At 39.4% G+C, this 21,058-nt stretch carries 18 protein-coding genes; 4 read left to right on the top strand and 14 right to left on the bottom strand.

The window, feature by feature from the left end:
• The 8 genes from OCV82_RS12005 to OCV82_RS11970 all read right to left on the bottom strand — a co-directional run bounded on the left by OCV82_RS12005 (position 1) and on the right by OCV82_RS11970 (position 8,429).
• Positions 1-1,386 (bottom strand): bifunctional UDP-3-O-[3-hydroxymyristoyl] N-acetylglucosamine deacetylase/3-hydroxyacyl-ACP dehydratase, encoded by a 1,386-nt coding sequence (locus OCV82_RS12005; protein WP_154044612.1) that lies wholly within the window; start codon positions 1,384-1,386, stop codon positions 1-3.
• A 6-nt stretch (positions 1,387-1,392) separates the two neighbouring features.
• The gene (gene lpxD, locus OCV82_RS12000) at positions 1,393-2,433 is read right to left on the bottom strand and encodes a UDP-3-O-(3-hydroxymyristoyl)glucosamine N-acyltransferase (protein ID WP_154044611.1); all 1,041 of its coding nucleotides are present in this window, start codon (positions 2,431-2,433) and stop codon (positions 1,393-1,395) included.
• A gap of 379 nt (positions 2,434-2,812) precedes the next feature.
• Positions 2,813-3,637, bottom strand: coding sequence for an orotidine-5'-phosphate decarboxylase (pyrF, locus tag OCV82_RS11995; RefSeq protein ID WP_154044610.1), 825 nt, complete (start codon positions 3,635-3,637; stop codon positions 2,813-2,815).
• A gap of 34 nt (positions 3,638-3,671) precedes the next feature.
• Complete coding sequence (gene prfA / locus OCV82_RS11990; RefSeq protein ID WP_154044609.1) at positions 3,672-4,781, bottom strand: peptide chain release factor 1; 1,110 nt, start codon at positions 4,779-4,781, stop codon at positions 3,672-3,674.
• Positions 4,782-4,804: 23 nt separating this feature from the next.
• The gene (locus tag OCV82_RS11985) at positions 4,805-5,140 is read right to left on the bottom strand and encodes a hypothetical protein (protein ID WP_154044608.1); all 336 of its coding nucleotides are present in this window, start codon (positions 5,138-5,140) and stop codon (positions 4,805-4,807) included.
• Between the two features lie 132 nt (positions 5,141-5,272).
• Positions 5,273-6,445, bottom strand: a complete 1,173-nt coding sequence (locus OCV82_RS11980) for an AIR synthase related protein (RefSeq protein ID WP_154044607.1) — start codon at positions 6,443-6,445, stop codon at positions 5,273-5,275.
• A 997-nt stretch (positions 6,446-7,442) separates the two neighbouring features.
• Positions 7,443-7,652, bottom strand: coding sequence for a hypothetical protein (locus OCV82_RS11975; protein WP_154044606.1), 210 nt, complete (start codon positions 7,650-7,652; stop codon positions 7,443-7,445).
• Between the two features lie 3 nt (positions 7,653-7,655).
• Complete coding sequence (locus OCV82_RS11970) at positions 7,656-8,429, bottom strand: HNH endonuclease (protein WP_154044605.1); 774 nt, start codon at positions 8,427-8,429, stop codon at positions 7,656-7,658.
• 473 nt (positions 8,430-8,902) lie between these two features.
• On the opposite strand from OCV82_RS11970, the gene OCV82_RS11965 reads away from it, so the two are divergent.
• Positions 8,903-10,468 (top strand): ATP-binding protein, encoded by a 1,566-nt coding sequence (locus OCV82_RS11965; protein WP_154044604.1) that lies wholly within the window; start codon positions 8,903-8,905, stop codon positions 10,466-10,468.
• A 15-nt stretch (positions 10,469-10,483) separates the two neighbouring features.
• On the opposite strand, the gene OCV82_RS11960 is transcribed toward OCV82_RS11965, so the two are convergent.
• Positions 10,484-12,157 carry a glycoside hydrolase family 10 protein gene (locus tag OCV82_RS11960; protein ID WP_262543634.1) on the bottom strand — a complete coding sequence of 558 codons (1,674 nt, stop codon included), beginning with the start codon at positions 12,155-12,157 and terminating at the stop codon, positions 10,484-10,486.
• 144 nt (positions 12,158-12,301) lie between these two features.
• Between OCV82_RS11960 and OCV82_RS11955 the strand changes: the two genes are divergently transcribed.
• The 3 genes from OCV82_RS11955 to OCV82_RS11945 are packed head-to-tail and all read left to right on the top strand — an operon-like array spanning position 12,302 to position 15,327.
• On the top strand, positions 12,302-13,732 hold the full coding sequence (locus OCV82_RS11955) for a carbon starvation CstA family protein (protein ID WP_154044603.1): 1,431 nt from the start codon (positions 12,302-12,304) through the stop codon (positions 13,730-13,732).
• A 12-nt stretch (positions 13,733-13,744) separates the two neighbouring features.
• Entirely contained in the window at positions 13,745-14,065 is a 321-nt protein-coding gene (locus OCV82_RS11950) for a heavy metal-binding domain-containing protein (protein ID WP_154044602.1), read from the top strand.
• Positions 14,066-14,085: 20 nt separating this feature from the next.
• Positions 14,086-15,327 (top strand): DcaP family trimeric outer membrane transporter, encoded by a 1,242-nt coding sequence (locus OCV82_RS11945; RefSeq protein ID WP_154044601.1) that lies wholly within the window; start codon positions 14,086-14,088, stop codon positions 15,325-15,327.
• Between the two features lie 125 nt (positions 15,328-15,452).
• On the opposite strand, the gene OCV82_RS11940 is transcribed toward OCV82_RS11945, so the two are convergent.
• The 5 genes from OCV82_RS11940 to OCV82_RS11920 all read right to left on the bottom strand — a co-directional run bounded on the left by OCV82_RS11940 (position 15,453) and on the right by OCV82_RS11920 (position 20,856).
• On the bottom strand, positions 15,453-16,709 hold the full coding sequence (locus OCV82_RS11940; protein ID WP_154044600.1) for a phosphoglycerate kinase: 1,257 nt from the start codon (positions 16,707-16,709) through the stop codon (positions 15,453-15,455).
• A gap of 128 nt (positions 16,710-16,837) precedes the next feature.
• Positions 16,838-18,055 carry an acyloxyacyl hydrolase gene (locus OCV82_RS11935; RefSeq protein WP_154044599.1) on the bottom strand — a complete coding sequence of 406 codons (1,218 nt, stop codon included), beginning with the start codon at positions 18,053-18,055 and terminating at the stop codon, positions 16,838-16,840.
• Between the two features lie 15 nt (positions 18,056-18,070).
• Positions 18,071-19,033 (bottom strand): hypothetical protein, encoded by a 963-nt coding sequence (locus OCV82_RS11930; RefSeq protein WP_154044598.1) that lies wholly within the window; start codon positions 19,031-19,033, stop codon positions 18,071-18,073.
• Between the two features lie 29 nt (positions 19,034-19,062).
• Positions 19,063-20,256 (bottom strand): hypothetical protein, encoded by a 1,194-nt coding sequence (locus OCV82_RS11925; protein ID WP_262543633.1) that lies wholly within the window; start codon positions 20,254-20,256, stop codon positions 19,063-19,065.
• A 21-nt stretch (positions 20,257-20,277) separates the two neighbouring features.
• Positions 20,278-20,856, bottom strand: coding sequence for a Crp/Fnr family transcriptional regulator (locus OCV82_RS11920; RefSeq protein ID WP_154044597.1), 579 nt, complete (start codon positions 20,854-20,856; stop codon positions 20,278-20,280).
• Between the last annotated feature and the right edge of the window lie 202 nt (positions 20,857-21,058).

The following is a 21,058-nucleotide window of genomic DNA, read 5'->3' as shown; positions in this document are numbered from 1 at the left end:
TTATTTGTTTTTTACAATTTGAGCCATGAATTCTGCTTCACAGACAATCTTTTCTCCTACGAATACATATCCTTTCATTGTAGAAACTCCTCTTCTGATAGGAGCCATAAGTTCTACTCTGAATATAAGAGTGTCGCCCGGCACTACCTTCTGACGGAATTTCACATTGTCAATCTTCATGAAATATGTAGAATATTTTTCAGGATCATCTACTGAGTTAAGAACCAGAAGTCCTCCCACCTGTGCCATAGCTTCTATCTGCAGAACTCCCGGCATTACCGGTTCCTGTGGGAAGTGTCCCTGGAAGAACGGTTCGTTTGATGTAACGTTCTTTACCCCCACGATATAGTTTGCTCCCATTGCTATAACCTTGTCAACCAATTGGAACGGATATCTGTGTGGCAATAACTCGCGTATGCGGTTAACGTCCATCAACGGTTCTTCATTACAGTTGTATATAGGAGCCTGTATTTCATGCATACGTATTTCCTTGCGCAACTGTCTTGCAAACTTGTTGTTGATGGTATGTCCCGGTCTTGTGGCGATGATACGTCCCTTTATAGGTTTGCCTATCAATGCAAGGTCGCCTATTATGTCAAGAAGCTTGTGTCTTGCAGGTTCGTTAGGCCATACCAAAGGTATATGGTTGATGTAACCCAAATGGCTTGCATCCATATGAGGAACTTTCATTACATCGGCCAGCTTGTCGAAGTTTTCCTGTGTCATTTGCTTTTCGTATATAACGATTGCATTGTCCAGGTCGCCTCCCTTAATGAGCCCTGCATTAAGCAGAGGTTCGATTTCGCGGACGAAAACAAATGTACGTGCAGATGCTATTTCTGTAGGGAAGTCTGCCATATTTTCAAGTGTGGCAAACTGGTTTGTCAGAATGTGCGAATCGTATGATATAAGCGTATTGATGCTGAATCTGTCGTCAGGCAATACAGTGATACATGAGCCAGTAGCTTCGTCGCGGAATTCTATTTTTGATTTTATTATATAGTAGTCCTTTGGAGCAGACTGTTCTTCTATGCCTACCCTTTCTATGCATTCCACATATGCTTTTGCGCTTCCGTCAAGTATAGGGAATTCAGGTCCATCCACTTGTATCAGACAGTTGTCAATTCCAGCAGCATACAATGCTGCCAATGCGTGTTCTACTGTGCTTACTTTTACATTGTTTTTTGATAACACTGTACCGCGAGTAGTGTCTATCACGTTTTCGGCCACAGCGTCTATGATAGGTTGATCGTCAAGATCAATACGTTGGATTTTATACCCGTGATGTTCCGGAGCCGGATTAAATGTCACTGTCAGTTTAACTCCAGTGTGAAGTCCTTTTCCGTTCAGTGAAAAGCTACCTTTTAAAGTCTGTTGTTTCAACATGGGCTATTATTTGTTTATTTGTTTTTTCAATTCTTCTAAATCTTTCTGCAGCTTGCCTATTTCTGCATACATGTCCGGCAGTTTCTTATAAATGATAGCCGAACGGGCAAACTGTTTGTGGTCTATGGCAGGATAACCCATAATAGCTATATCCGATTTGGTGTTTCCTGGTATTCCGGACTGTGCTCCTACAGTGACTTTGTTTCCTACTTTTATATGACCTGCCACTCCGACCTGTCCGCCGAACATACACCATTCGCCTATTTTTGCAGAACCGGCAATACCTACCTGCGATGCCATTACTGTATTGCTGCCAACCTCTACGTTATGGGCAATTTGAACCATGTTGTCAAGTTTGACACCTTTGTGAATTATAGTCGCTCCCATTGTAGCACGGTCTATACATGTATTGGCGCCAATTTCAACATCATCTTCCAATATAACAATACCAATCTGTGGAATTTTTTCATATCCTTCAGGTGAAGGTGCGAATCCGAAACCGTCAGCACCGATTACAGCTCCTGCATGCAGAATGCAATTGTTACCTATGCGGCAATCGTGATAGATTGTGACGTGCGGATAGAGAATGCAGTTATTACCTATTTTTGCATTGCTACCAACAGTTACGTGTGGATGAATATAGACATTGTTTCCAATAACAGCTCCTTCTTCTATGCATGCAAAAGGACCTACATAACAGCCGTCTCCAATCTTTGCCTTATCCGAAATAAAGGCTAGCGGGTCAATCCCGGTCTTCTTTGGCTGGCTCATTTCGTATAATGTCATAAGTCTGGCCAAACTTTCATACGCGTTGTCAACTTTTATGAGTGTTGCTTTCACTTCATGTTCAGGTATGAAGTCTTTGTTCACCAGAACTATTGATGACTGCGTTTCGTATATGAAATTTGTATATTTGGGATTTGCCAGAAACGATAATGCCCCCGGTACACCTTCTTCTATTTTCGCAAAAGTGTGTACTGTCGCATTTTCGTCGCCTACGATAATTCCTTGGATAAATTCTGCAATTTGTTTAGCTGAGAACTCCATAATTATTACCTTTTGTTCCTTTTGTTTTGTTTAATTGTTTTTTTTACCCTTAATAAACGTAAAGTAAGTTCGATTACTTATTTATGCAAATTACGTGTTTTTTTTTTATATATCAGAGAAAAAAGCAAAATATTTGCATCTTTACTCATATAAATAGGGCGATTTCAACAAAAAAACAGTTATATCAGCCTTTTGTGAGGATGATATAACTGTTTTATCTGCTGGATTTATCCGGAATATATGATAATATTGTTTAGCATTTTCATGACATTATTATGAAAAATCCATGTCATTTCGGATAGTAAGTCCAGTAAAGTATCTAAATATATATTTCAGCTAAATTTAAGAAAGTTTAATCCGAAACTGTTTTATTCATCAATCAGAGGATTGCCTTTAGTTGCTCAGACATCTGTTGCTGTACTTTCTGAGCTTCTTCGCCTGCCACTTTTGCAAAGTTTTCAGTCTTGTCGGCATAGATGATTGCGCGGCTTGAATTTACAATAAGTCCGCATTCCTTAGTCATACCGTACTTGCAAACTTCTTCCAGTGAGCCACCCTGTGCTCCGATGCCAGGAACCAGAAGGAAGTGGTTAGGAACGATCTTACGGATATCTTCGAACATGCGTCCCTGAGTAGCGCCTACCACGTACATCATGTTTTCATCGTTTGCCCATTCCTGGCTCTTGCGCAATACCTTTTCGAATAGACGTTCGCCTTCTGTGTCAGTAGTGAGCTGGAAGTCGTGTGAACCCTTGTTTGATGTAAGAGCAAGAAGGATAACCCATTTACCTTCGTAAGTAAGGAACGGAGTAACACTGTCTTCGCCCATATATGGAGCTACCGTTACAGAGTCGATGTTCAGTTCTTCGAAGAATGTACGTGCATACATAGCCGAAGTATTACCGATGTCACCACGTTTAGCGTCTGCTATGATGAACTGGTCAGGATAGTTTGTCTTGATGTATTCTACTGTCTTTTCGAATGCTATCCATCCCTTAACACCCATACTTTCATAGAAAGCCAGGTTTGGTTTGTAAGCGATACAGTAAGGTGCTGTTGCGTCAATTATAGCCTTGTTGAAGGCGAATATAGGATCTTCTTCTTTCAGAAGGTGTTCAGGAATTTTCTTGATGTCAGTGTCAAGTCCCACGCAGAGGAATGACTGTTTCTTCTTGATGTTTTCAAATAACTGTTGTTTGTTCATATCACGTAAGTTTTTGAGTGTTTTTTATCTTTGTTTAAAGTTCGCTTTCCTTAAGTCTTTCAGCATTTTCAGCCACAATCAGATGGTCTATACAGTCCTGAATGTCTCCGTCCATGAATGCACTGAGGTTATAGATTGTATAGTTTATGCGGTGGTCTGTAATACGTCCTTGAGGATAGTTGTATGTACGGATTTTAGCCGAACGGTCTCCGGTGCTGACCATAGTCTTGCGCTTCGAAGCTATATCGTCGATGTACTTCTGATGCTCCTTATCGTATATAAATGTACGCAGGCGCGAGAGCGCACGTTCCTTGTTCTTTGGCTGGTCGCGTGTTTCGGTACATTCAATAAGGATTTCTTCCACAACTCCGGTGTTAGGATTCTTCCAGTTATATCGCAGACGAACTCCGGATTCCACCTTGTTTACGTTCTGTCCTCCGGCACCGCCGCTTCGGAATGTATCCCATTTTATTTCGCCTTCATTGATTTCCACATCGAATGGTTCAGCTTCAGGCAGTACGGCTACCGATGCTGCCGATGTGTGAACGCGTCCTTGGGTTTCAGTGGCAGGAACTCGCTGCACGCGGTGTACTCCCGATTCGTATTTCAGAGTTCCGTAAACCTTTTCTCCCGTTACGGAGCAGATTATTTCCTTGAAGCCGCCTGCTGCACCTTCGTTAGCGCTTGATACCTCAAGTCGCCAGCCTTTGGTTTCGCAATATTTGGAGTACATACGGAACAGGTCGCCGGCAAAGATAGCCGCCTCGTCGCCACCCGTACCGCCACGGATTTCAAGAATCGCATTGCGGTCATCCTGAGGGTCGGCAGGAACAAGCAGAAGTTTGATTTCCTCTTCTAGCTCCGGTATGCGTGCCTCGCAGGCAGCAGCCTCTTCGCGGGCCATTTCCTTCATTTCAGGGTCGCTTTCGTTCATCATCATTTTGGCCTCTTCCAGACCGTTGATGCACTGCAGGTATTCCTTGCGTGCATTCATGATGTCGCCCAGCTCCTTATATTCCTTTGTAAGTTTTACATATCTTTTCTGGTCTGATATCACGTTCGGGTCAGTAATCAGTGTAGATACTTCCTCAAAACGTGATACCAGTCCTTCAAGTTTCTCTAATATGGTGTTATTTTCCGCCATTTAAATCTTTTTGTTTTGTTTTTTTACCACAATCTGCCTTCGAATAACAATGTTATAGGTATAGCCAATAATAGTATTGAAATGATTAGGAGTATAAAACCCTTCCAGTTTTTGAATATAGGTTCCTTGCTATTATCAATAAAATATTTTGCAAATATAGCTCCCGAAAATCCGGCCGTCATATAGCCTAATGTTTTGATGTAGTAGATGTCTTGAGAATCTCCTAATCCGATTATAGCTATACTTGCTACAAAAAGCAGTGCTAAAACAGCAGGTTTCAATGACTGTGTATTGTTCTTTCTATTATTGTCCATAAGCATTATATACCATAAAAACATTGTTGCTGTAATTTTTTCCAAAAGCGACAGCAATTATATATAAATCTACATTGATCCTATCATAAACTTTTTTCATTTGAAGGAGTATTATTAATGTCTTTTTGTTATTGGAATAAATTCAAATGTGACTATAGGAATTGTGGCTTTATTATGTTAGTATTTGAATTCTCCGAATTCGCTCTTGATAATCAACTCCTTAGAGCCGTTGCTTTCTTCTATGCGACCAACAATCTGTGCGTCGATGTTGAACGATTTGCTGATTTCGATAACCTGTTCAGCGTGTTCAGGAGAAAGATATACTTCAAGACGGTGTCCCATGTTGAATACTTTGTACATTTCGTCCCAGTCAGTACCGCTCTGTTCCTTGATAGTGCGGAACAATGGAGGAACAGGGAAGAGATTATCCTTAACCACGCGGCAGTTGTCGCCTACGAAGTGCAGAACTTTAGTCTGAGCGCCACCCGAGCAGTGAACCATACCGTGGATTTCAGGACGCAGTTCATCAAGAAGTTTCTTCACTACAGGTGCGTATGTACGTGTAGGAGAGAGAACCAGCTTACCAGCGTCAAGTGGAGAACCTTCTACAGCGTCAGTCAGTTTCAGATTACCGCTGTAAACCAGGTCTTCAGGTACAGCCTTATCGTAGCTTTCAGGATATTTCTCTGCAAGATATTTTGAGAATACGTCGTGACGCGCGCTTGTCAGACCGTTGCTACCCATACCGCCGTTGTATTCCTTTTCATAAGTAGCCTGTCCGTAAGATGCAAGACCTACTATAACGTCGCCCGGACGGATGTTTGCATTGTCAATCACGTCAGAACGCTTCATACGGCAAGTCACTGTACTGTCAACGATGATAGTACGAACCAGGTCGCCAACGTCGGCTGTCTCACCGCCTGTAGCGTAAACGCCTACACCCATTTCGCGAAGTTCGGCAAGCAGTTCGTCAGTACCGTTGATGATAGCCGAGATAACTTCTCCCGGAACGAGCAGTTTGTTACGTCCGATAGTAGAAGAAACAAGTATGTTGTCAACTGCTCCTACGCAGAGCAAGTCGTCGATGTTCATGATTAGAGCATCCTGTGCGATACCTTTCCATACAGACAAGTCGCCTGTTTCTTTCCAATACAGATATGCCAGTGATGATTTGGTTCCCGCACCGTCCGCATGCATGATGTTGCAGTATTCAGGGTCTCCGCCAAGAATATCAGGAATGATTTTACAGAAAGCCTTAGGGAAAATACCTTTGTCAATGTTTTTGATAGCGTTATGCACATCTTCCTTAGATGCCGATACGCCGCGCTGCATGTATCTTTGATTACTCATGAGTGATGATATATTATAAATTATAATTTTCTAAATCGATTCGATGTGCAAAAATACTCAAAATCTGATATATATCAAAGTTGGCAGGTGGTAAATAATGGCTCGAAGTATTAGTTTTTAGAACTCCTTTTCAAGTGTATAGCACGTAAAAAGGTAGAGGTGTTGTTTTATCTGTTCTGACAAAATGAAATCGTTTTAATGGCATTTGTTGCATAATGTAATTATATAGTCCTGTTATGTTATTTATTGCCTTAGATATTTTATTCAGAAAAATCTGTAATGTTAATGATTTTAGTCCTTATGATTGATAATAATGTATGTATAATATTATGAATGGTTAAGAATGTTAATTTAAACGCCTCGGCGTTTTATGTAAAATGTCTTGTTATTGTCTCAAAAACTCCTTGTCTTTTCAGGAAAAACTTCTTTTTCTTCTTCATAAAGTGACGGGTTGTCAATATTTTTTGTAAAAGTTGCCTTGTTTTATTCTAAAAAGAAGATTTTTAGATTTATTCTCGTTTTGATAGAATGATGTAATAATTCCTTTCTTGTTGTATTGGTGTAGGCGTATAGGCGGTTTGTGTGATATTTTGAAGGGATTTGGCTTTTATTTGTGATAGAATGATTTGGTAAAGCTTTCTGGGAATTGATTTTTCCCTGTCTTGATTTATAATTGGTATTGATTATTCTATTCTTGGAAATCGCAAATAACAGAATGTCAATCTGACAAAAATATATTTCTGTCAATATCAATTTGTTTTCCGTTTATTTTAATTAGGTAATAGATTTGATGGATATCGCACAAGAAGAAGGAATTGATAAAAGAAAACATACCCTCAGTATAGGACTGAAGGTATGTCAACATATTCAGTTATACTGAAAGAATGGTTTTACTTTTCTGTTTTTCTTTGACTATGTTTATGAATGATGATAATGTTTCTATTTCAGATTGAAACTCATGCACGTGATTCGCGACGATTGATGATGATGTTGGAAATTATAGATAATCAGTATCTATGATATCGTATTCGTCAATAAAAAGAGTTTTTTTTTCTCCGCAACATACTGTTTCTACCTCATAATTTATATCAGGATATCCTGCACCGGCATAATTTACAAATAGAACTTCTGCGTGATGAATTTTATTGTCTAAATCACAGAACCAATATATAATATCTCCAACCTTATATTTAGTTTCTATATTCATAGTTTATTTATTAAAGATACAATCACGATGCCACTCCAGAAACAATGGATTTATAGAATACTTTTTAGTTTCAGCTAATGGTTTACCATATATCGGTAAAAAATATTTGTTATAATAATCTTTACCAATGTTCTTTGATAAACGTTTAGAAAAAAGGACTTTGCAAGAATTATCAAAACTAATAAGTCCTTGGTCAAATGCTTTGTCGTACAAAGAAGAAAGACATATGCCATTTTCCGGGTTAAGACGTTCCTTTTGACTTTCCGACCATGGAATAATATGACTTGCAACAAGTAATTCAGGAATATCAATGCCTGAAAGTGCACACTTATAATCATAGTTAGCAAGTATTATTTGACGAAATACACTTTGGTTGATACGTGTCTTTACTTGCCTTATTTTATTGTCACCTATAATATTTGATGGTATGTCTCTAAGTTCTTTCTTGAATTTTTGTTCAACAGATGTCCCTTCATATTGAGCTAATATACGTTCGCTTTCATAAATAAGTTTTTCTGGGTCATTTGCAAATTCGTTCCAGTATTCTTCACATTTTTTCCCTCCATGTGACATTCCTAAAATCCCTCTTTGTTTAAGCAGAGGGTCACAACTGGCATAATTAACTAAACGTAAGGCAACTGCATTAGGTGTTCTTCCTATTAATTTTGCCGTTTTTATAACATCAGTATTTCCTGCGTGCATTTTACCAAATGGCATTTTAAGATATAGGTTTAATACTAATATCATTTCGTCTTTTGTCCAAAGATTCTTAGCCATAACTTTATGCAATTAATGTTTGGGGTAAAATATATTATGATTAAAACTTACTATCATTGTATATTCCATATGCTGAGGTAAGTAAGTTTACTTATCAATAACTATATAAAGGATTGAGTATGGTACTTTTTTCGATACATCTTGTGCAATTGTTTTTTTGTTATCATTCAATTCTTTTGTCGATTAATACTTGCAAAAATACAGTTTTTTATTGAGAATATCTAATTAATAAATTTCTCTTTTGTTATTGTATATATTACTTACTGAAGGTTCAATTCCTTCAAATATTGAGGAACACATACAAAGCGTCAAAGAGTAAATCTTTTATGATATATATTATCAGACAAACTTTCTATAGTAAAGTGGAAATTTTTATGGTGTTGATTTATAGAAATCAGCCTAAAGCTGTTGGTTATAATTTAATATTGTGTTATCTTTACAACATAATATTAAGAATCGAATAAAGTCTGTTTATGAAATACCCGATAGGAATCCAGAGTTTTGACCAGTTGATAGAAGACGGTTATGTGTATATCGACAAGACCGATATGGTATATAGCCTTGTGACCGAAGGTAAAATCTACTTTCTTAGTCGTCCGCGCCGTTTCGGAAAGAGCCTTCTGGTTTCTACATTGAAGAACTATTTTCTTGGTAGGAAAGAACTTTTCAAAGGCTTGAAGATAGACTCTCTGGAGAAAGACTGGAATGTATATCCGGTGTTTCATTTGGATTTCAATGGTACAGACTATACTGTTAGGGGAGGTCTTGAGAAAAAAATAAGGTATTATCTTTTGTCTTGGGCAGAAGAATATTCTTTACCGGAACGAACTAAAGAGCTTGGTTTGGGCGACTTGTTTGCTGAACTTATTCGTGTTGCCCATGAGCAGAGCGGACGCCGTGCCGTTGTTCTGATAGACGAATACGACAAGCCTATTCTTGATGTTCTTGACGTGGATAAAAATCTTGAGGAAGAGCATCGCAATACATTGAAAAGTTTCTATTCGGTGTTCAAAAGCGCTGATGAGCATCTTCAGTTTGTCTTTCTTACTGGAGTTACCAAGTTTTCTCAGGTCAGTGTATTCAGTGGTTTCAATCAGCCTTTTGACATAAGTATGCACGGCAAGTATGAAACTCTCTGTGGTATATCACAGACTGAGCTGGATACAGTATTTCGTGAACCGATAAAAGAAATGTCTGGCAGATACGAATGCTCATACGATGAGATGCGTTCAATGCTTAAGTCCCACTATGATGGTTATCATTTCAGTAAGAACATGACTGATGTTTATAATCCATTCAGCCTGCTTAATGCTTTTGCTACTTTGGATATCTCTGATTTCTGGTTCAAGAGCGGTACACCGACATATCTCATACGTCTGCTTTCGCATGCCGACGAGAATATGGACGAGATAACGGGGCGTTATTATTCGGCTGAAGAATTTATCGATTATAAAGCTACCGTAGAACAGCCTTTGCCTATGATTTATCAGAGTGGATATCTTACAATAAAGGATTTTAATCTGCGCCGTAATGTTTTTCTTTTGGATTATCCAAACAACGAGGTAAAGAAAGGCTTTCTTTCTCTTGTGGCCAGCAACTATTTCAATACCCGTGAGAGTATCTACTCATGGATTCGAAATGCAGCTTTTCAGTTGGAGGATGGAAAGATTGAGGACTTCCGTACAGGTCTGACTTCTTTTCTTGCCGGTATTCCATATATTATGCGACGTAAGGAAAACGAACGCGAACGTGAAAGATATTTCCAATATACTTTCTATCTTATCATGCGCCTTATCAGCGTATATACGGTTTATATTGAAAAGCTGCAAAGTCAGGGTAGAGTGGATTGTATTGTTGAAACTCCTGATTATGTCTATATATTTGAATTTAAACTTGATGGTACTGCAGGTGAAGCTCTGCATCAGATAAATGAGAAAGGGTATGCTCTTGAGTATTCTTCCGATAAAAGAATAATATACAAGATAGGTGCTGTTTTTTCATCCGAAACAGGTACCATTGCAGATTGGCTCTGCGAGTAGCCTCTCTGCATATTTTCATTGATCTCTTTCTGACATTATCAGAGTTATATTCTCCTGTTTCCCGTCCGGGAGTAAATATTGAATAGAATATACTCCTTTCTGGAGTTTCTTTATCAATTCATCAGAAGCGCTTTTCGTTCTGAAAAGTTCCATTCCGGTGATGTCGTTTACGACAATAATGCATCCTTCAGGTGCTTCCGGCAGTTTGTTTACGGAAATTATTCTTTCGTCGTCTGCCGGACGGTTTATTTCCAATGGAGAACTTTCATTGCCGTAGCGGTCGGTAGCCGTGATAGCCCAAAAGCGTTTGATTTTTCCAGCCTTGAGGCTATAACAGAAACTGTTGGAACCATGCTTCAGGCAGATAATGTTTTTACCGTCGTTTATATCTACCGGATAGAAATCTGAGGCGTATATGCGATAGCTTGCTTCTTCTGTTTTCGAAGAGTCCGCTTTATCCCAGTTAATCATCACACTGTCATTCCTGAATGATATTACTCCGTTTACAGGTTGAGCTGGAGCAATGCTGTCCTGCCATACCATTGGAGGTACGGCAGCCGGATATGTATAGAATCGGCATTTCAGGCTGTCTGTAAGACCACACGTGTTTTTCATCAGAAATTCGTTTCTGAAGAAAGCCTGTCCGTCAAGTCCGTTGCGCCTTGTGAAATATATCTGTCTCATTATCTCATTTATGTCCCATTCGTGGGCCTTTTGTTTCAGGAAATATATTCCCAGTCCGGGAACCACGAATCGCCCGTGTTTGTTCTCTTCCCAATCGAGCGCAAAAGGGTAGAAATGGTTGTCGCGGAAATACATCATCGGGAATATGGCATCGTGTATCCCTGTTTTCAGCCATAGTTTTGCATCCTGATATACGGCGTTGTAGGCGTTCCATCCTTTCGAGCTGTAGCGGCGTGTGTCGTCATATTTGCCTACAGGCGAGCTGCTTACTTTTACCCATGGCTTTATGAGCTTGACGTCATTATATATTTCTCTCACTATTGATGTGATGTTGTCCCTACGCCATTGCGAGATAGTTTTCCCTTTCCCATATTTGCGGAACGTCTTTCCGTCAGGAAAGTTTTCCGCGTTCTCCGGATATCTTATATAGTCCAGATGAATTCCGTCGATGTCGTAATTCATGGTTATTTCCTTTGCTATTGCTGCCAGATATTTTGCTGTTTCAGGATTGCCCGGGTCAAGATACCAGGCTCTCTTGAAATGTATGCACATCGTTGGCTTTTTCTTTACGACGGATTGTTTTCCGAGCAGTTTTACCTGTCTGTCATTTCCTGCAGGGATGCATACCATCCACGCGTGAATTTCCATTCCGCGCTTATGGCATTCTTCAATTGCGAATTTTAGTGGGTCGTATCCCGGATTGCGGCCTGTCTTGCCTGCCAGCGATTCTGCAAATGTTTCATAGATTGAAGGATATATCACGTCACCTCTTAGTCGTGTCTGGAACAAAACAGTGTTGAAGTTTGCTTCTTTCAGCATATCCAGCTGCTTGCACAGTTCCTCTTTCTGACGCTTTATTCCATATGCTGATGTCGCTTTTACTGTAGGCCAGTCCAGTCCTCCTATGGTTGTAATCCATGCAGCCCTTATTTCATATTTGGATGAGGCTTTTATATTGGCTGAGAATATAGCCAGCATGGACAGTATTATTATGATTCTTTGCATATTACTGATATTTTGGCTGCAAAGATACTAAGACTTTGTCGAAAAATCTTTATAATGAGAGTAATCTGTAGTTTTATGTTTTATTTCTGATTAAATAACATTACTTTTGTAACTGAAAATAAGGAAAATCAAACAAAAAATATTATGATAACGTTTAGTTTAGCTTTAGTATTACTTATTGTAGGCTATCTGGTTTACGGAAAATACGTTGACAGACTTTTCCAGCCGGATGCTTCGCGCAAGACTCCTGCCGTGACTATGGCAGATGGGGTGGATTTTATTCCTCTTCCTACGTGGAAGATTTTCATGATTCAGTTTCTTAACATTGCCGGTCTTGGCCCTATATTCGGAGCCATAATGGGTGCGCAGTTCGGTACGGCATCTTATCTTTGGATTGTTTTCGGTACTATTTTTGCCGGAGCAGTGCACGATTTCTTTTCTGGAGCGCTTTCCATACGTAATTCCGGCGAGAGCCTTCCTGAAATTATCGGAAGATATTTGGGACTGACCACTAAGAAAGTGGCATGTATATTTACCGTACTACTTATGATTCTGGTTGGTGCGGTGTTCGTGTCGGGTCCGGCAGAACTGCTTGCTGGCATGACTCCGGATTATATGGATATATATTTCTGGATGGTAGTGATATTCATATATTATATCCTTGCCACAATGCTTCCAATCGACAAAATCATAGGTCGTATTTATCCGCTGTTTGCGTTTGCCTTGTTGTTTATGGCTGTTGGAATTCTTGTAATGCTTTATGTAAAATCTCCTGAACTTCCTGAAATGTGGGACGGTTTCGGAACAAAATATGAGAAGAACCCTATCTTCCCTATGATGTTTATCTCAATAGCCTGTGGAGCAATCAGCGGTTTCCATGCCACACAGTCTCCTCTGATGGCAAGATGTATGGTCAACGAGAAGCATTGTCGCCCTATTTTCTACGGAGCAATGGTGACAGAAGGTATAGTAGCTTTGATATGGGCTGCTGCAGCTACATATTTCTTCCATGAAAACGGAATTGTTGATCAGGCTACAGGTATAGCTTATTCGGGGGCAAAAGTGGCTACAGATATTTCCAATCAGTGGTTGGGTACTTTTGGTGGAATACTTGCCATTTTGGGTATCGTTGCAGCTCCTATCACCAGTGGTGACACTGCACTCCGTTCAGCTCGACTTATCGTTGCCGACTTCCTCGGTATCGAACAGCGCAGTATCGCAAAACGTCTGCTGATATGTATTCCTATCTTCCTTCTCACTGTTGGACTTCTGGTATTCAGTTTCAGCAATGCTGAAGGTTTCAAGATTATCTGGCGATACTTTGCATGGTGTAACCAGACGCTTTCGGTATTTACACTATGGGCAATAACTGTATATCTTGTGAAGAATAAGAAAAACTATTGGGTGACCCTTATTCCCGCCTTGTTTATGACATGCGTATGCTCTACATATATATTGATAGCGCCGGAAGGTTTCAGCCTTTCGCCTGTAATATCTTACTGGGGAGGAATGGCATGTGTCGTAGTGGCTGCAATATGGTTTGTGGCATGGTATAGAAAATCTGTTAAACACTAAAATATAGATAATATGTTAATGACAACAACCAATAATGTGGAAGGCAAGCGTATTCTGCATTATTATGGAATAGTCTCTGGTGAGACTATAATCGGTGCAAATATGTTCAGAGACTTGTTTGCAAGTATTCGTGATATCGTGGGCGGACGTGCAGGGTCTTACGAAGAGGTTTTGCGCCAGGCTAAAGATAGCGCGATGAAAGAAATGTGTGATGAGGCTATGCGTCTTGGAGCCAATGCAGTCATAGGAATAGATCTTGATTTTGAGACTGTAGGTGGAAACGGAAGTATGCTAATGGTTACAGCTTCGGGTACTGCTGTATATTTGGAATAATATTTTTTTATAGGGTAGAAATGAAGAAAAGTTTAGTTGCGGTAGTCTTTATGGCATTGCCGGGGTTGATGATAGCCCAGAAGAAAGGTTTTGATTACAAATTTTACGGTCAGGTTCGTACCGATTTGTTTTATAACTCAAGAGCAAATTCGGAAACTGTTGACGGATTGTTCTATATGTATCCGAAAGACATATCTCCTGATGCGGATGGTAAGGACCTTAACAGTTTTGCCAACGGTGGATTCTATACACTGTATTCACGTCTTGGAATTGATGTGAAAGGCCCTGAACTGATGGGAAAGATAAAGACTTCTGCAAAGCTGGAAGTGGATTTTCGTGGTTCGGGTACCACTTTCTCATTGTTCCGAATGCGTCATGTATATTTTAATCTTGATTGGGGTAAATCAGCTTTGCTCGTAGGTCAGACATGGCATCCTCTGTATGGTGATGTGGCTCCTGACATCCTGAATCTGAATATGGGTGCTCCGTTCCAGCCTTTTAGCCGTGCCCCACAGTTAAGATATAGATTTACTACTCAAGGAATGGTGCTTACGGCTTCAGCTATATGGCAGTCGCAGTATCTTTCTGTAGGTCCGGCAAATAATGCTCCGGGAACTACATCGACTGTTAAAAGCCAGAATTTTATAAAAAACAGTTGTGTTCCTGAATTCTATTTCGGTGCGGACTACAGGACACTGGGAATGATTCTTGGTGCCGGAGTGCATGTTTCTTCTATGACCCCACGTACACAGTCGGAAACCGGAGGTAAAGTTTATAAGGTGAACGAACGTATAACAGGGATTTCCGGTGAAGCCCATGTGAAATATGTTAAGGATAAATTCTCTCTCTCAGCAAAGACTTTGTTGAGTTCCAATCTTACAATGACAAGTACAGTAGGAGGATATGGAGTGACATCTGTTGACAGTCGTACAGGAGAGCAGGAATATGCTCCTTTGCGAGTTTCTCATTCGTGGATAAATATGGTTTATGGAAGTAAGTTGCGTTTCGGAGTTTTTGCCGGCTATCTGAAAAATCTTGGAGCAAAGGAAAACGTGACCAGTCTGATAGGTACCGGTACAAATCTGGATCAGCTGACAAATGCATCTGCCGAGCTTACATATAATATTCCTAACTGGAAATTCGGTGCGGAATATTCGTGGGCAGGAGCATGGTACGGAAACAATGACTCAAAGGGAAAGGTAGTTGATACACATCTTGTAAAGAACAACCGTATAGTGTTTACTGCGATGTTCCAGTTCTGATTATTGACAGACAATAAAATAAAAACTCCATATGAATGTTTGCAATTGTTCATATGGAGTTATGACAAAAAGAAAAGGAGACCTGAACGGCCTCCTTTCTTATTATGGTATGAATAATTCTCAAATTATTTGTCACCACGGATAGCTGCGATACCCGGAAGGATCTTACCTTCGATAGCTTCAAGCAAAGCACCACCACCAGTAGAGATGTAAGATACCTGGTCAGCCATACCGAACTTGTTGATACAAGCAACTGAGTCACCACCACCGATGAGTGAGAATGCACCTTCTTTAGTAGCTTCAGCGATAGCTTCAGCGATTACTTTAGAACCACCTGCGAAGTTGTCCATTTCGAATACACCTGCAGGACCGTTCCACAAGATAGTTTTTGCACCCTTGATAGCAGCCTTGAATTCTTCGCGAGTCTTAGGACCTGCATCAAGACCCATCCATCCGTCAGGAATATTTGTATCGTCGCAAACCTGAGTGTTAGCATCGTTAGCGAAAGCGTCAGCAGCGATACAGTCGCAACCCAATACAAGGTTTACACCTTTAGCTTTAGCTTTTTCGATGATGTCAAGAGCCAACTGAAGTTTGTCGTCTTCTACCAATGAGTTACCGATCTTACCACCTTTAGCTTTAGCGAAAGTAAATGCCATACCACCGCAAAGGATCAGGTTGTCAACTTTATCCATCAAGTTTTCGATGATACCGATCTTAGTAGAAACTTTAGAACCACCCATGATAGCAGTGAAAGGACGTTTGATATCTTTCAATACGTTGTCAACAGCCTTAACTTCTTTTTCCATCAGGTAGCCCAACATCTTGTGGTCTGCATCGAAGTAGTCAGCGATAACAGCTGTAGAAGCGTGTTTACGGTGAGCAGTACCGAATGCATCCATTACGTAGCAGTCAGCGTATGAAGCAAGAGTCTTAGCGAATTCTTTCTGACGAGCTTTCATTTCTTTCTTAGCCTCTTCGTAAGCAGGATTTTCTTTTTCGATACCTACTGGCTTACCTTCTTCTTCAGGATAGAAACGGAGGTTTTCAAGCAAAAGAACTTCACCTGGTTTAAGAGCTGCAGCAGCTTCAGAAGCTTTTGCACAGTCTGGAGCGAATTTTACTTCAACACCAAGAGCTGCAGAAACAGCGTCAACAATCTGGCTCAAAGAATATTTAGCGTTTACTTTGCCTTTTGGCTTACCCATGTGTGACATGATGATCAAAGCACCACCGTCAGCAAGGATTTTTTTCAATGTAGGAAGGGCACCGCGGATACGAGTGTCGTCTGTGATTTTACCTTCTTCATTCAAAGGCACGTTGAAGTCAACGCGAACGATTGCCTTTTTACCAGCAAAGTTGAATTTGTCAATTGTCATCATAATCGTAATATTTTTAATTAAAGAGTTTTTTCTTTATTAGACGTTCGCAAAGTTAACAAAAAAATATTACAGATGATAAAATGTGATAATTATTTTCATTGGTACTACAATTACAAGATATAATTTTGTCAGTATCTGTTTTTCTTTGCATTAAATCTGTAACCTATACCTATCATAAGGTTGTTCGGATCCTTGAATTTATATAGTTGATAGCCTACGTGAAGAAATACATTTTCTGTAATGCTTGTTTTCAGGACAAATGTCTGATAAAAGGAATTTGTGTCAGCGCCACGGCATACAAAGTTTTTTCCTATACCAAAATTGATAGAGAATATAGGCATTACCACTTCAGCTCTGGCTGACAGTCCGAGTGAGAATTGTTCGATAAAAGGCGGTCTGAAAAATTTCACATCATCAGTTGGCGTATTTGTATTTGCCACGTGGTCGGTTAGGTTTGCGCTCTCGTCATATTGAGCGTCAAGAGATAGCCCGGCGCGGAAAAACCTGTTGAAGTTGTACATAGGATTGAAATTAAGTCCTGCTACAGCAAATTTACCGGGGATTAATATTCCGGAACCGTCTGACCAGAAAATACTTTTCTTTTTTGTCGCGCCATATACTATCAGGTCATAGCTTACGTATGGTTTGAATCCTTGTTCCGGTATAACAGTCACTCGGTCATTATTGCTAAACTTTGATTTGGGATCATCTTGCGGACACCACATCAATCCTATACGCCCGTCAAGTGTGTTTACGCCATAGTTGGGGTAATTTGTGTTACCGTTTGAATAGTGTGTAAGTCCTATGCCTGCTCTTAACGCCACTTCATGAGTCATCTGCCAGTTGAGCAGCAAACCTAAATTAATATAGGCATTAGTCTTTGAGCCGACGATAGTGTTAAACGGATTCTTTTCTTCATCGTATTTCTTCCATCCGAATGAAGCTCCGAAATTCCATTCGTAGTCTAATGACAGTTTTTTTGTTAGTGATGCTATTCTGGATGTCTGGAATACATATACGGCGAGTGGGTTTCCTACTTCTTTTGTGTTATTGAAAGTATTGTAGCCTATGCCTATACCCTGAATGGTATTGGGATACATTTTTCCCATATAGCTGTCAGGACCAAATTTAAAACCATACTTTATGTGTCCGGAGAGGTTGGTGCGTATGGGAGATTGCGCCAGATTATCTCCTCTGAAGAAACTTTTTGTCGGGAATGTGTATGCTGGTTTGAAGTCAATACCTATTACGTGTATTATTTTTCTCTGGACACTGTCCTGCCTTTCTGCGTTGAGCTTTGCTGCTACAAGGCATAGTAACAGAATTACGGTAATATATTTTTTCATTATTTATAGTCTAATTTAGGGGAATATCATGAGGTAATCGAACGGGTCTTTACTGCTTAGTCTTCCTGTAAAAACACATTCTTCTCCTGTGTCAGGATTTGAGGCATGTACTTTATAGTTTACATGGAATTCTTCAATATTGTTATATACTTCTATCTTTTTTGTCTCTCCTGGTTGAACTGTTGTGGAAACAACAAAGTCCTTGTCAAGCCTGCCCGTCCAGAAACTTTGTTCCTTCAGTCCGAATTTAACTTTAGTATTTCCCATTACAGGTTTACCGTCCACAATGTCCGGTATTGGTATTTCAGCAAGATTTTCTCCGAGAATCTTATCCAGATTGTTGAAACTATCATAGTCATCAGGATAGAACTCGATTTTTCTGAGTGAGTTCTTGAATGGATAGAAGTTTAATGTAACAGGTCCTCCTTCTGAGCCGGAATTGTTTACGGTTATGCCATCCACTTGTTCCACGACGTAGTCACTATAATAGAAATCATTCTCGAAATCGTATTCCACTTTGTCTATAACGAATTTGCTTGTTGGTTTCAATGATACATTTATTTCCTTGTGGTAATATTCGTTTCCTACTATTATACTGAAAGCGATAGGATGATTGACAAGATTTTTGACACATATAATCTCTAACTCACGATTATTCCTTTTTTCTATGCGGAAAGCGTAATATGTACTTTCGTAGTAAATGATTCCTGTTTCTCCTTCATACAGCAACGGAAAATAATTATATATTGGGTTACCCTGAAGATCATATATGGTATAGTCAAAAGTGTTTATCGCAACACCTTCCATACTTGATATGTTCCAGTTGTCTGAATCAAAATTCAGTTTATATGGTTTGCCGCTTTCTACACGACATGTATCAGGGTACTCAGAAATGAAATTGTCAATAAAAACATCTGAGTTGCAGCTGGTAAACAATGTGGCAAAGAGAATGGATAAAATTGTAATTTTTGTTCTCATGATTGTCTGTGTGTGTTGTACTGATTACGTTAGAATTCTTCTTTATAAGTGACTTTGAACGGTAAAACCTGAAAAACTCTTCTGTCTGCTGTAGTCAGTTCTAGTTTATATGAGATGGAACTTCCGTTTCCCTTTTCGATAAGTGTCTGCAATGTCTCTTTGGGAAGAAGCTCTTTCAGATATAGTCTGCCGTTCTGTAAATGTATGAGTCTTGCTTTCTTGTCAGTATCGACAACGAGCATGTACGAACGGTTATAATGGCTTATAGTACTTCCGGCATATCCATCACGTGTGGTAGTTTCTATGCTTGAGTTTTCATAGCTTAGTGGCCTATTTTCAGATGGCTCAATGAATTTCATATTCTTGTTGAATATCACTTCATTATAGCTCAAGTCGTAGATGTCTGTTCCCTTGGGTTCCATATCTTCGTCTGTTGAGAAAAGACTGAATTCAAAATGTCTGAACCTGTCGGATACGGTTATGTAGGCTCCGTTTGTAAGCAATTTTATTTTGACGTGGTCTCCGTCGCATGTTATTTCGCATGATTCTTCGTTTCTTGCTTTTACGGAATATAAATCGTTGTAAGAAAGGACGTCAAATTCAAATTCATTACCGGAGATGATATTGACTTCATCGTTTATGGATGTAGTGAGGCTCTTTATATTTGATAAATCATCAGGATAAGCATTCTGTATTTCTTTCAGTTCTTTACTGTTCATACGTTTGTAGGTGGAGTAACCGTAAATTTTTACTCCGTCAGCACGAATGCCAAGAAAATCAATGATTTTCATAATGTCTCCTTTTAAAGATACGATACGCATTACCAGATAACCATTTTGGCTGACTCTGTTCCCATCCTCATAATCATAGGCATATGTATGATATCCATGAGCCGGAAAAGCATCTACATACATGTATTCTTTTAGTGATTCAGATGACTCGAAATAATACTGGCTTGGTCCTCCTCCCACCAAATCTTCATAATAGTCTTTAGTAGAACATTTTCCGTCGCTGCCAATTTCATATGTAATAACGTGCTTCCAGCCATATCCTACGACTGACGATTCAAATTCTTCTGTTGAGATATTGGCGGCATCAGGTATATAGCATTCTCCGTTAGCATCGAAAGAAAAAGTAGGATAGATATCTTCCTTGTTGCATGATGCAAAGAAAACAACAGATAAAAGCGCTATAATGAATGAGTGAAGTTTCATGGTTTTCATATCTTTGGTCTTTATAGTTTATTATTTTATCCCTAGGGTTTGTTTCCTTCTTATTCTGATCAAATGGATAGGAGTTATTTTCAGATAAGAAGCAATTTCCTTCAGTGGAATAAGTTGGATAACGTCCGGATATCTTTCTATAAGTTGAATATATCTTTCTTCAGGAGTGTAACGATACAAGTTGATGTATCTCAGATATATCTGGTTGAACAGTTGTTCGGATGTAGTACGTGCCAGTATTTGTCCGTTTACTGTGTTTTCATACTCGTGGTTTAAAACGTCTGAATGGCAAAAAAGAATTTTACAGTCCGTTACAGCCTGAATACTTATTTCAGCTTTCATTCCGTAAAGGCAAAAGGGATAGTCTGCAACAAATTCACCGGGAAATGAGAACCCTATGTTGTAATCCTTTCCCTCTGTTACATTCCGGCAAGTGTATTTTACTATACCTGATTCAAGTAACCCGCAAAACGGAAATATATCCCCTTCTTTCTGTATATATTCATTCTTTTTGTATTGACGCAATTCTCCTTTCCTATGGCATAAGTCAATGTAGAAATCTGCGTCAATCCCCGCCATGTATGTGTTGAATTTAGACATTGTTTGAATCATGTTTAGATTATAACATGATATAAAGGTAATTATTTATTTTTATAAGTAAGTGATCTAAAATATTTTTATATTCAGCATAAATTATTAATATTGTCTCATGATATTTTAGACATTGAATCATGAAACATATAAAAGTGCTTGAATTGAGTGAGGCTGATCGCCTCAAACTTGAGAAAGGGTATCATAATGG

The sequence above is a fragment of the Bacteroides cellulolyticus genome, assembly GCF_025567135.1.
Classification (GTDB): domain Bacteria; phylum Bacteroidota; class Bacteroidia; order Bacteroidales; family Bacteroidaceae; genus Phocaeicola; species Phocaeicola cellulolyticus.
This window is presented reverse-complemented; position numbering and strand designations above follow the sequence as displayed.